The organism is Rhodothermales bacterium, assembly GCA_041391505.1.
Classification (GTDB): Bacteria; Bacteroidota; Rhodothermia; order Rhodothermales; family JAHQVL01; genus JAWKNW01.
The window spans coordinates 20,544-32,458 of record JAWKNW010000009.1; the positions used below are offsets into that span (position 1 = coordinate 20,544).

General features: G+C 66.6%; 8 protein-coding genes. 4 read left to right on the forward strand and 4 right to left on the reverse strand.

Annotated elements, in window-relative coordinates; genetic code table 11:
* The first annotated feature begins 484 nt into the window (after positions 1–484).
* Positions 485–1,603 carry a transglutaminase-like cysteine peptidase gene (locus tag R2834_10590; GenBank protein MEZ4700766.1) on the forward strand — a complete coding sequence of 373 codons (1,119 nt, stop codon included), beginning with the start codon at positions 485–487 and terminating at the stop codon, positions 1,601–1,603.
* Positions 1,604–1,609: 6 nt separating this feature from the next.
* Here the strand turns inward: R2834_10590 and R2834_10595 are convergent, their stop codons facing one another.
* Positions 1,610–2,617 (reverse strand): nucleoside hydrolase, encoded by a 1,008-nt coding sequence (locus tag R2834_10595; protein ID MEZ4700767.1) that lies wholly within the window; start codon positions 2,615–2,617, stop codon positions 1,610–1,612.
* A 67-nt stretch (positions 2,618–2,684) separates the two neighbouring features.
* On the opposite strand from R2834_10595, the gene R2834_10600 reads away from it, so the two are divergent.
* The 3 genes from R2834_10600 (at position 2,685) to R2834_10610 (ending at position 7,318) form a co-directional block, all read left to right on the forward strand.
* Entirely contained in the window at positions 2,685–3,635 is a 951-nt protein-coding gene (locus tag R2834_10600) for a sugar ABC transporter substrate-binding protein (GenBank protein ID MEZ4700768.1), read from the forward strand.
* Between the two features lie 116 nt (positions 3,636–3,751).
* Positions 3,752–4,705: an ABC transporter permease gene (locus R2834_10605; protein ID MEZ4700769.1), complete on the forward strand. Its 954-nt coding sequence runs from the start codon at positions 3,752–3,754 to the stop codon at positions 4,703–4,705.
* 348 nt (positions 4,706–5,053) lie between these two features.
* Positions 5,054–7,318, forward strand: a complete 2,265-nt coding sequence (locus R2834_10610; protein MEZ4700770.1) for a molybdopterin cofactor-binding domain-containing protein — start codon at positions 5,054–5,056, stop codon at positions 7,316–7,318.
* A gap of 1 nt (position 7,319) precedes the next feature.
* Here R2834_10610 and R2834_10615 read toward each other — a convergent pair whose 3' ends face one another.
* The 3 genes from R2834_10615 to R2834_10625 form a co-directional block, all read right to left on the reverse strand.
* A complete protein-coding gene (locus R2834_10615) occupies positions 7,320–7,958 on the reverse strand; it encodes a bifunctional 4-hydroxy-2-oxoglutarate aldolase/2-dehydro-3-deoxy-phosphogluconate aldolase (protein ID MEZ4700771.1) in 639 nt (212 codons plus the stop codon).
* A 26-nt stretch (positions 7,959–7,984) separates the two neighbouring features.
* A complete protein-coding gene (locus R2834_10620; GenBank protein ID MEZ4700772.1) occupies positions 7,985–8,932 on the reverse strand; it encodes a sugar kinase in 948 nt (315 codons plus the stop codon).
* A 192-nt stretch (positions 8,933–9,124) separates the two neighbouring features.
* A complete protein-coding gene (locus tag R2834_10625) occupies positions 9,125–11,869 on the reverse strand; it encodes a hypothetical protein (GenBank protein MEZ4700773.1) in 2,745 nt (914 codons plus the stop codon).
* Positions 11,870–11,915 lie beyond the last annotated feature (46 nt).

Below are 11,915 nucleotides of genomic sequence, written 5' to 3' on the forward strand. Positions count from 1 at the left end.
CGAGGCTTTTTGTTTTCCCGCTTCTGCCGATCCCGCCTGCGGGGAAAGCCCGGGCCGACGAGGCGCCGGCAAACCGTCATCATGGCATCGTCTGCGCACATCTGATGGCGGCGCTCTGCGCCACAGGGGTATCCCCAGGGAATCGCATGCTCTTCAAACGTGCGCATCTCCCGGTATGGGAGTCTGGGGGTATGGGAGGTTTTGCGGTAAAAAATGCCCCCATGCACCCAGACGCCCCTACGCTTCTCACGGCCCCGGCGAGAATGCGATTGGGGGTATCCCCACCGCGTCGCAGAAAAAGTCGCGACCCCCCTGCGACGGTACGTCCCGATCCGGAGCCTCTATGTGAGAGGCGATCTATCCCCGCGCGGTTCAGGCGCGGCGGATGCTGGCGATCTCCTCAAAAATACCTTTTTCACGGTCGACCCATCGACTCCGAAAAAAGGGATTTGCGCGATCAAAACATCGCGGAGGAGATCTACCGATGCCCCCAAGTTGGACAGGCCTGATGGCCCTCTTCCTGCTGGTAAACACGGCCGTCGCACAACCCGAATCCACCGAGCCGCACCGCGTGCTGAGCGTGGCGCAATTTAACGCGTTATTCCGCGACCTGGATTTGAACGAGGCCATGCAGCAAGGATACGCCATCACGGACCGCGAATTCACACAGTTGCGCCACGCCTGGAAAAGCCTCTCCGAATCCGCCCGGGCCTATCTCCTGGACAGCGCGAACGGGTGGACCGACTTTGCATCGATGTTGTTGATGGATCTCTATCTGGAGACATCCTGGCCAGACCACGTCCGCAAGGCACACGCCTACGGGGCCCGCGGGATTTCGCTCACCGTCAGCACGCATGGGCATGTGATCACGGTAAAACAGGCGCGCGCCACGCTCGTCGATCTGCTCGACGAGGTGCCCCTCATCCAGGTGGATGGCGCCCTGGCGACGGCCCCGCCGATCCGGGCTAAAATCCTGGAACGAGCCGGACGGAAGGCGGTCCAGCGCATGGATGAATGGGTGTCCATGCTCAACGCGCATCGGCAGGACGACGCGTGGGCCGGACTCAACGCGGTAGTCGAATTTTTTGGGCGCCATATCGTGCAGACCCCGGATGCAGGAGAAAACGGAGCCAACGATTACTGGCAGTCGCCCCTGGAAACGCTCGTGCGCGGACGTGGGGATTGCGACGACTTTGCCATGGCGCATTACATCACGCTGCGGCTCCTGGGCACGCCGGCGAACCGGTTGCGCATCGCCGTGGTGGACCATCCCACCTACGGGTTGCACGGCGTCGTTTTCTATTATGCGCCCGGCGACTCGGATCCGTGGGTGCTCGATAACCTCGACTCCGACCGCCTGGGTGGCGGCCTCGGGCGCGTGCAGCGGCTGAGCGTGCGGATGCGCGCGGACAACATCCAGCCGCTGTGGGGGATGAATGAGGATCGCGTGTCCGAGTTTGGGGAGAATCTCCACGAGGTCGTGTCGGATCAGGCCCCGCGCACGCTCGTGCCGGCCTTCGCCAGGGCGATGGCGAACGCCCGGAGTTTGCTGCTCGACGAAGAGGCGCCCTTCGAGCAGCCTGTCGCGACCCTGTTCGAATGACCTTCCTCAGCGGCTAGCCGCCTCGAGAGTGGCGTACAGATCCTTGAGGATGAGCGACGTGTTGAAGTTTTCCCAGATAGCGATCTGCCGGCGGGGCGGCGACACCTCGACCCACGCTTCCCCCGAGAGCCGCGGCGCGTCGATCACGACGCGTTCCGCCCAGTCGGGATTTTTCAGGACGGCCAACGCCGCCAGGTCGTAGAGCGCGCGGTAATCCTCGCCCATCTCCGTATACAGGCTGACGGCGTAGTCCCCGAACGTATAGAATTCGCCGCCGTGCCGGCCCGTGATCGGTTGCGCAATCCGCGGTCCGAGGCCGGGCATTGTCTCCTGCACTTCCTTGAGGCCGAGCTTGACGGCGCCAGTGCCGGAATAATACCCGAACCGGACAAGCGCCATGTCGAACGGTGCCCCGGAGGCGATAACCGGATTGACCGAGGTCGTGTCGTTATCGAGGTTGTATTCGCCAGGCATCGGCCAGTGCGAACCGAGCCAGTGGATCTTGATCTTCGAGGCGATCGACGGGTCCTTCTCCAGCGCCAGCGCGATATTCGTCAGTTTGCCGATAGGGGCGAGCACAAGAGGGCGGGGATCGTCGGCATGGGCGCGCTCGATGATGAAGTCGACCGCCGCGTGCCCGTCGAAGTCGGGGCTGCCGAGGGTGGGGACGATCTCGGTGTAGGACCCGGCGGCACCCATGTACAACGGCACGTCGGTGCGGGCGGAGAGGGCGATGATGCGCTCGGCCTCGTCGTATTGCAACTGGATGTTGCCACCGCCCCGAGTATGATTGACCGTGATGCCTTCCAGGTCGAAGACGTCCTGATTGTGGAGCGCGTAGGTCAGCGCGAACTGGTCGTCGAGCTCGTTGTTGGCGTCGCTGTCGACGATGAGGCGGATGCGCTCCGGCGGCGCCGGCGGCGGTGGCGCTTCGGGAGCGGGCGGGGCGCAGGCGGAAACGATGAGCGCGGCGGCGAGGAGCGGGAGGGCCAGACGGGACGAACGGGCGGACATATTGGTTCTCAGCGGGATTTTGTGCAACTTCTCCCGTAGATAATCCAGTCCGCCCCACTGTTGCAACATGCGCATCACGACTCCAACCGTTCGATCCGCCGGCGTTTTGCTGGCGCTCCTCCTGCTGCTCTCCTCCTGCCAGCCGTCCGCCGCGCCCGATACGCCGCGCGTGGCGCTGATCATGAAGTCGCTGGCCAACGAGTTCTTCGTGACGATGGCCGACGGCGCGAGGGCCCATCAGGCCGCGCATCCCGACCAGTACGAACTGATCGTCAACGGCATCAAGAACGAGAGTGACCTGAGCCAGCAGGTCGCCATGGTCGAGAACATGGTCTCCATCGGCGTGGACGCCATCGTGATCGCGCCGGCGGACTCCAGGGCGCTCGTGCCCGTGTTGAAGCGCGCCGCGGACGCCGGCATCACCGTCATCAACATCGACAACCGGCTGGACGAGGCCGTGCTGGCGGACGCCGGCGTGTCCATCCCGTTTGTCGGACCGGACAACCGCAAGGGCGCCGAACAGGTGGGCGCGTTTCTGGCGCAGCGCCTGCAGCGCGGCGACCAGGTCGCGATCGTCGGCGGGATTCCGACGGCCTTCAACGCGCAGCAGCGCGAGCAGGGGTTTCGGGACGCGATGTCGGCGGCCGGCGTCGAGATCGTGAGCGTCCAGAGCGGCAGCTGGGAGCAGGCGCCGGCCAATACCGTGGCGTCGGCGCTGCTGGGCGAATATCCAGACCTCAAGGCGCTGCTCTGCAGCAACGACAACATGGCCCTGGGCGCGGCGGTGGCCGTGAAGCAGGCCGGCGCGGAAGATCGTGTGCATCTCGTGGGGTTTGACAACATCGAGGCCGTGCGGCAGCTCATCGCCGAGGGCCGTGTGCTGGCCACGGCGGACCAGCACGGCGACCAGCTGGCTGTGTTCGGGATCGAGGCGGCGCTACGGAGCCTGGCCGGCGAGCCGGTTACGGGCGTCCAGGAAACGCCGGTCGATCTGATCACGGCGGAGACGCTGAAGTGAAGGGTAGTGCCGAACCCACACCCACTCGCCACCACCACCCCGCGCTGAAGCGGTGATTCTGCCCTCCCCCCACACTGAGGTGTGGGGTTAACAGTGTGTAGTATTTAGTTTTACGGATGAAAGCTACCGGCTACCTGAACCTTGTTGGCGTGCTGATCCTGCTGGTGGCGGTCTTCGGGTTGGCCACGGATCACTTCTTTACCCTTCGCACGGCGCAGACCATCGCCAATCAGCTGCCGGCGCTGATCGTGGTGGCGGTGGGGATGACCTTCGTGCTGGCGATCGCCGGCATCGACCTGTCGGTCGGCTCCGTGCTCGCGCTGGGCAGCAGCGTCCTGGGCGTATTGCTCGTCGACGCCGGGATGCCGCTCGGGCTGGGCGTTGCGCTGACGCTGTTAACCGGGCTGCTGTGCGGATTCGCTTCCGGGATGATCAGCGTGCGGTGGTCGATCCCGTCGTTCATCGTGACCCTCGGCATGCTGGAAATGGCGCGCGGCGGCGCCTACCTCGTGACGGGGTCGCAAACGAAATACATCGGAGGGGCGGTGTCCGTCATCGGCGAGCCGCTCGGCGTGATCGGGCTGAGTCCGGCCTTTCTCGTGGCGCTGCTGGTGGCAGCGGGCGGGCACATCGTGCTCACGCGCACCGTGTTCGGTCGGTACGTGCTGGCGACGGGCGGCAACAGCGAGGCGGCCCGGCTCGCCGGCGTCGATGTCCGGCGGATCGAGGTCGCCGTGTTCATGCTGGCCGGCGCGCTCAGCGGCCTCGGCGGGGTCTTTCAAACCGCGTACCTGGGTTCGGCCGACCCGAACGCCGGCACGGGGATGGAACTGGCGGCCATCGCGGCCGTCGTCATCGGCGGGACCAGCCTGATGGGCGGGCGCGCCTCGGTGATGAACAGCTTTCTGGGCGTGCTCATCATTGCGGTTTTGCAAAGCGGTCTGGCCCAGCTGGGCACCAGCGACCCGGCGAAGCGGGTGATCACGGGCGCGGTCATCGTGGTCGCCGTCGTCATCGACCGGTATCGCCAGCGCATCGAGTCGCGTCGAAAACCGGCTTCTCCGGCCTGAGACGCGGCTCCGCGCCGGGCGCGCGGGTCATCGAGGGATGCCGCGGGCGTGTTTTGTCCGGCGCCCGGGAAGTCCATATACAGTGTTTGGAGCTCCTACGTACAGCGTCGCGCGCGATTTGCGGCCGGGTCATCGCGCGTTTGGTGCGTCTATCCCCTATATTGTGGGCCTGCTCATCGCCCGACCTCGTCCGGACACATGGCTCTCGTTGCGCATGCCGTGAACGGGAATATCTGCCGATGCGGCACGTACACGCGCATCCGGAGCGCCATCCTTACGGCCGCGCCCCGGATGTAGTCAGGACCGCATCACACCGCTTTTTTCGTCCTATCCAGCTCGAATACGACTATGGCTATCGTCAAAACCACGCTCAACAGACGGTCCTTCTTGAAAGCGTCTTCGCTGGCGGGGGGCGGCATGCTTATCGGTTTCAACTGGATGGCCGGCTGCCAGCCCGAGGGGGCGGCGATGCAAGCCATGCCGGAAGCCTGGTACGGCCTCAACGCCTTCGTCAAGATCGGCGAAAACGGGCTGGTCACCATCGTGGCGCCGAACCCGGAGTTCGGGCAGAACGTGATCACCGCGATGCCTATGATCGTGGCCGAGGAGCTGGGCGTCGACTGGAAAAACGTGCTCGTCGAGCAGGCTCCGTTTAATCCGGCTTACGGCGGACAGTTTACGGGCGGCAGCCAGGGGATCCGGCGCGCCTGGACGATGCTCCGTACGGCCGGCGGCGCGGCGCGCCTGATGTTGCGCCAGGCGGCCGCGGCGGCCTGGCAGGTGGCTGTGGAGGAGATCACGACGGAAGCCGGCATGCTGCATCACGCGGCGAGCGGCAGGAAAGCCGGCTACGGCGAGATGGCCTCGGCGGCGTCGGCGTTGCCGGTTCCGGAAGAGGTGGAATTGAAGGATGTGAAGGACTTCGACCTTGTCGGCACGTCGCGCAAGAACGTCATGGTCGAGAAGATCGTGACGGGCAAGCCGCTGTTTTCGATGGACCACCGGAAGGATGGGATGCTGTATGCGATGATCGTGCATCCGCCGGCGTTCGGGATGAAGCTGAAGTCGGTAGACGACGCAGCGGCGCGCGCGATGCCGGGCGTCCGGGACGTATTCACGTTCAAGACCTACAACGACGACTACGCCCGGAATGTCTTCGATACCAACGCCTTTCCCGAACTGGTCGCGGTGGTGGGTAACTCGACCTGGGAGGTGATGAAGGCCAAGCGGGCGCTGAAGGTCGAGTGGGAGCCGGTGGGCGATCAGCAGCTCACGATGAGCGGGTTCGGCGGCAACACGCAGACGGTGGCCGTGCCGGGCGCGCTCGAGAGCACCGAGGCGCACAAGGCGGAGATCGCCCGCATGGCAGCAAGGCCCGGAACGGTCGCCCGCAAGGACGGCGACCCGGATGCCGCCTTCCGCAACGCGGCGAACGTGATCGAGCGAAGCTATTCGGCGCCGTTTCTGGTCCACAACTGCATGGAGCCCATCAACTGCATCGCGCACGTGACGGGCGACCGCGCCGAGATCGCCGGCCCGATCCAGGGCCCCGGCGTCATCGTGCAGACGATCGCCAACCGGCTCGGCATCCCCCGTGAAAACATCAACGTGACGCTGCACCGGATGGGCGGCGGATTCGGCCGGCGCGCGTACAGCCACTACATGGTCGAGGCGGCCATCATCTCCCAGAAGATGGAGGCCCCCGTCAAGCTCGTGTACACGCGGGAGGACGACCTGACGTATGGCGTTTACCGGCCGACGTATCAGGCGACGTACCGGGCGGCGCTGGACGAAAACAACAACCTGATCGGCTTCCACGTCAAGGCCGGCGGCATCCCCGAAAGCCCGCTGTTCGCCAACCGCTTCCCGGCCGGCGCGGTCGACAACTACCTCGCCGAGGAATGGTCGATCCCGTCCAACATCACCATTGGCGCCTTCCGCGCGCCGCGGTCGAATTTCATCGCCGGCGTCGAACAGTCGTTCCTCGATGAAGTCGCCGAGGCCGCCGGCAAGGACCCCATCGCGTTCCGGCTCGAGCTGCTGGAACGGGCGCGGACGAGTCCGGTCGGAGAGCGCAACGAATACGACGCCGAGCGCTACGCCGGCGTGCTCGAGCTGGCCCGGGAGAAATCGGGCTGGGGCGCGGATAAGCCGGGGGTGCACCGCGGCGTCTCCGCCTATTTCTGCCACAACTCCTACGCGGCGCACGTGCTGGACATCGCGATGGTGGGCGGCAAGCCGGTGGTGCAGAACGTCTGCTGCGCGCTCGACTGCGGGATCGTCGTCAACCCGGATGCGGCGTCCAACATGGCGGAAGGCGCCATCGTCGACGGCATCGGCAACGCCATGTTCGGCCACCTGACCTTCACCGACGGCGCGCCCGACCAGAAAAATTTCGACGCCTACCGCATGATCCGCAACGCCGAGGCGCCGAAGGCCATCGAGGTGCATTTCGTCCGGAACGACATCGACCCGACCGGCCTCGGCGAGCCGCCCTTCCCGCCGATTTTCGGGGCCCTGGCCAATGCGCTGTACCGTGCGACGGGCAAACGGCTCTATGATCAGCCCTTCGCGCCGCAGCTGGAGGAGCTCGTCCAGGAAGCGACGGGGTGACTCACCACCGCGCCTGCTGCAGCGCCTCGATGAGGCGCGCCGCGCGGGCGCGCAGGTCGGCGACGGTCTGATCCGTACCGCGCACCAGGGCGCTCCCGATCCCAAAGGCCACCGCGCCGGCCTGGACGTAGGCGCCGATCGTCTCCGCGTCGATGCCGCCGGTCGGCACAAAGCCCACATCGTCGAGTGGGGCACGCAGGGCTTTCAGGTAGGCGGGTCCGAGGAGATCGGCCGGAAACAGCTTGACGAGGTTGCAGCCGGCGGCGAACGCGGCCTGCGCCTCGCTGGGGGTAAACACGCCGGGCAGATGCAGGATGCCGGCCCGCTGCGACAGCGCGACGCTTTCCGGGTCGAAGTTCGGCGAAATAAGGAACTGCGCGCCGGCGTCGATAGCCGCCTGCACTTGGCGGGGCGTGCGGACCGTGCCCGCTCCGATCCAGGCATCGGGCGCGAGGGTGTCGCGGAGCCGGCCGATGGCTTCGAGCGCGCCCGTGGTGTTCAGGGTGATCTCCACCGTGTTGATGCCGCACCCGACGAGCGCTTCGGCGATCTCGATCGTTCGCGCCACGCCGTAATCGCCGCGCACGATGGCGATCAGGCCGGATGCCCGCAGGGCTGTTGCCGTTTCCGTCATGTCCATGTTCGATTGTGAGATGGCGTAGCTGCTCAGCGCGCCACGGGGGCGTCGCCGCCGAGGTAGGCTTGCACCTCGGCCCAGTCGGGCAGCCCTTCGATGTCGCCGGGGGCCGTTGTGGCGAGGGCGCCCATGATATTGCCCAGCCGCAGCGACTCGGCGAGCGACCAGCCCCGCAGCCGGCCCGACAAAAAGCCGGCGTTGAAGGCGTCGCCGGCGCCGACGGTCTCGACCACCGACACCTTCATCGCCGGCGCGAAGAGGATCCCTTCCGCATCGGCGGCCGTGGCGCCCTCCTCGCCGCGCTTGATGACCACGGTAGACGGCCCCGTGTCGAGGAGACGCGCCGCAGCCCGTTCGGGATCGCTGAGGCCGGTGATGAGCGCGGCCTCGTCGAGGCTGGTCAGCACCAGCTGCACGTGCGGGAGGATTTCGAGGAAGGCCTCCCGCGCTTCCCCGGCGGACCAGAGCTTGAGCCGGAGGTTGGGGTCGAACGAAATCGGGACGCCGGCTTCGTTGGCGATCTGTATCGCGGCCTTCGTTGTCTCCCGGCACGAAGCGCTCAGCGCCGGCGTGATGCCGGTGAGGTGGAGATACCGGGCACTGCGTAGGTAATCCGCGTCGAGGTCGTGGGGGTGCAGCCGGCTGGCGGCCGAGCCGGCGCGGTAGTAGAAGACCCGCGTCGCGTCGAGGGAGCGCCGCTCCTTGAAAAAGACGCCCGTCGGCGCATCGGGCGTGAGGCGAACGCGGCTGACGTCCACCTGTTCGCCCCGCAGGAACGACAGGATGTACTGCCCGAACTCGTCGTCGCCCACGCGGCTCAGCCAGCCCACACGGTGCCCGAGTTTGGCGAGGCCGATGGCCGTGTTCGATTCGGCGCCTGCGACGGAGCGTTCGTAGTGGTTGGCATAGCGCAGGCGTCCGATGCGCGCCGGCACAAAAAGGGTCATGGCTTCGCCGAGCGTCACGACGTCGAGCATGGAGGGGTTCGGGCGAGTGGGGAGGGGTCGAGCGCCGCCAAGGTACGGACCGCGCGTCAGATCGTCGAGTTGTCCGCCGGCGCGGGCATGCGGCGCACAGGCAGGGAAGGGTTCAAGGTTTGATGTTCAAGGCTCAAGGGCATCTCACTCCTCGAACCTTGAACATCAACCCTTGAACCCTTCCCTGCCTCCCTAGCGCTGCTGCGACAGGAAGGTCACGAGCGACGCGAACTCCTCGAACGACAGCGCATTCGTGAGCCCTTCCGGCATCATCGAGTTTTCCAGTTCTTTGCGGCTCTGGATGTCCGCGGTCTTGAGGGTGAATACCTGGCCGGCGATGTTTCGGAGCTTGATGGTGTCGGCGGATTCCTCGGAGACGAAGCCGATGTAGCTGACGCCCTCCCGCGTGACGACGAGCGTGGTGGCGAAGCCCTGTGAAATCGAGGCGTTGGGGGTGAGGATGGCTTCGGCGATCTGGTCGCGGGTCATGATGGATCCGATCTGCCCCATAAAGGGCCCTTTCATCACCTCATCGCGTTTCAGGTTGTGGCACACGACGCAGCCCTGCTGCGTGAACAGCTCCTCGCCCCGCTGGAGGTCGGGCGTGACCTCCTCGATCGCCAGCATCACGTCTTCGATCGAGCTGCGGCCCACCTGGCCGCGCTTGCTGGCGATCTCGGTCAGGTTGACCGCCGGCGCCTGCTCATCGGCAGTCGCCATCTCGTCGCCCCCGAATTCGGGGATGTCGAGCTGGTATTTCTCGTTGAGGTCGGCATAAAACGGCCGCCCGTCGCGGCCGGCGGCGCGCCATTTTCTGACGAGGAACTCCCGGATGGTGTCGGTCGACTCCCACGCGATCCCCTTGTAGTACGGCCCGTGGGTGTCGGGGCGCGTGCTCCACCACCACGAGCCGTCGTAGGGCGCCTCCTGGTGGTAGATGCGCGCCAGGGTGGTGATGATGTTGCGCTGGAGCGCGGCGTTCTCCGTGGATTCGTAGGCATCGATGAGGCCGGCCACCGCCTTGGGGTCGTGCATGTAGCGAAGCGACCACAGCGCGAGATCGGCGTGGTCGCCGCCGAGGGCGTTCACGGCCGCATCGACGGCGTGCAGGCTCACGAGGGAGCGCACGGCGACGTGCGGCAGGATGGTGGCGGCATTCGGTGTGGCATGCGGCCCCTCGGTGCCGCGGGCCGGCGTGGCGAAGGCGGGCGGCATGGGCACCTGCAGGAGCGCCTCCGCAGCCTCGGGGCGCCCCAGACGTCCCAGCCCGACGGCCGCGGCGACGCGCACCCGGTCCGACGCATCGGTCAGCCCCCGGAGGAAGGGTTCAGTCGGCACGCCGGCGAGCGCGTCTTTCCGGTCCGCCAGCGCGCGCAGGGCGAACTCCCGCATCGCATCGTCGCCGGCGAGCGAGACCAGCTCGGGAATGCGGTTTTCGCCGGCGATCTGGGCGAAGCCGAAGAGGCCGGCGACCCTCACTTCGGGGGGCGCCTGGCGATCGCGGGCAAGCGCCAGCAGCGCCGGCGACGCCTCGGCGGCCGGCCGCGTGATCAGTTCCTGCTGCGCGTACAGCCGGCCTTCGCCGCCGCCCCTCCGCAGGTACTCCGCCAGCTCTTCGGCCGTGAGGGCGTCGAGATCAGGGAACGGCGTGTACGACCACGCGCGCGGCACGGCGCGAAGCACGAACCCTTTCGACGAGTCGCCGCGGAAGCCGGCGCCGTCCCAGGCCGTGAGGTACATCCGGCCCGAGGCGTCCACGTCCAGATCGGTCACCTGGGGGACGCTGAGGAAGGGCTCTTCCTGCTGCGTAAAGCTGGGACCGTCCGGCGTGACCCGGTGGATGTAGACCATGCTGCGCCCCCAATCCGTCATCATGGGGACCTTGTTGTAGCGGTCGGGCCAGGTCGGGTCCTCAAAGAACAGGGAGCCGGTGCCGGAGCCGCCGCCGACGTCCACGAGGGCCGGCAGGATTTCTTCGGTGAAGTGCTTGAACAGGACGGGATAGCCGTATTCGCCGGACTGGATCTGGTGGATGAACCGGATGTTCCAGCCGCCGCCGTCGTTGGTGTTGCCCCGGGTGTAGATGTTCATGAAGGGGTCGATCGCCACGTCGTAAATGTTGCGCAGGCCGTGGGTGTAGACCTCCATGCCGGTGCCATCGGGCCGCACGCGCACGATGCCGCCGCCGAGCATCGTAAGTTCGGTGCCGGACCGGTCGATCGCCTTGTAGAACCCGAAGTCGCCCACCGCGATGTAGATCCACCCGTCGATGCCCATCCGGATGCCGTTCGTGGCGTGGTCGGTGCCGCGCTGGCGGATGTAGTTGACGTTGCTGATGTGTTCGATGAGCGGCGTCGAGGGACCGTCCGCGACGCCGTCGCCGTCGGCATCCTCGAAGACGACGAGGTCCATGCCTTCGGCGAGTCCGGAGCTGTCGGAAAAGACGGTGTGCAACACGAACAGCTTGTTGCCCAGGGGGAGGAGGCCGCGCGGGTTGTCGACCCGGGCGAAGATGGTTTCGGTATCGACGATCCCGTCGTTGTTGCAGTCCACCAGCTTCGCGACCCAGCCCTTGCCCGGCGTCTTGCCGAGCGATCCGATCATGTCGATGCCGACGTACACTTCGCCCGCCGGCGCGACGGCGACCACGGCCGGGCTCGGCGTCACGCCCGGGCCGGCGAACAGCGTGACGTTGAGGTCCGCCGGCCACCCGTTGGCCGCGGCGAGCGAATCCAGCGCGATGTCCGAGGCGTCACCCGGCCGAGCGACGCATTCCCGCGCTGGAGGCGGAGCGGGCGCGTGGCGACCGCCACCGAATCCTCCTACGAGGAGCGGAAGCCCCGCCGCGATCGACGCGACCAGTAGCAGGCGGAAGATGAACGAACGGTTTCGGCTTCGTTCGGGCGGATGAGGCGTCGTCGAGGGGGCGTGTCGCATGGCGAAATCGATGAAGCAGGTTGCGGGATGGGGCCGGATCTCGGTG

What these genes read in the sequence shown, in the direction of transcription:
- R2834_10590 (MEZ4700766.1), top strand. Translation starts at nt 485, where the DNA reads ATGCCCCCAAGTTGGACAGGCCTGATGGCCCTCTTCCTGCTGGTAAAC.
- R2834_10595 (MEZ4700767.1), bottom strand. Translation starts at nt 2,617, where the DNA reads ATGTCCGCCCGTTCGTCCCGTCTGGCCCTCCCGCTCCTCGCCGCCGCG.
- R2834_10600 (MEZ4700768.1), top strand. Translation starts at nt 2,685, where the DNA reads ATGCGCATCACGACTCCAACCGTTCGATCCGCCGGCGTTTTGCTGGCG.
- R2834_10605 (MEZ4700769.1), top strand. Translation starts at nt 3,752, where the DNA reads ATGAAAGCTACCGGCTACCTGAACCTTGTTGGCGTGCTGATCCTGCTG.
- R2834_10610 (MEZ4700770.1), top strand. Translation starts at nt 5,054, where the DNA reads ATGGCTATCGTCAAAACCACGCTCAACAGACGGTCCTTCTTGAAAGCG.
- R2834_10615 (MEZ4700771.1), bottom strand. Translation starts at nt 7,958, where the DNA reads ATGGACATGACGGAAACGGCAACAGCCCTGCGGGCATCCGGCCTGATC.
- R2834_10620 (MEZ4700772.1), bottom strand. Translation starts at nt 8,932, where the DNA reads ATGCTCGACGTCGTGACGCTCGGCGAAGCCATGACCCTTTTTGTGCCG.
- R2834_10625 (MEZ4700773.1), bottom strand. Translation starts at nt 11,869, where the DNA reads ATGCGACACGCCCCCTCGACGACGCCTCATCCGCCCGAACGAAGCCGA.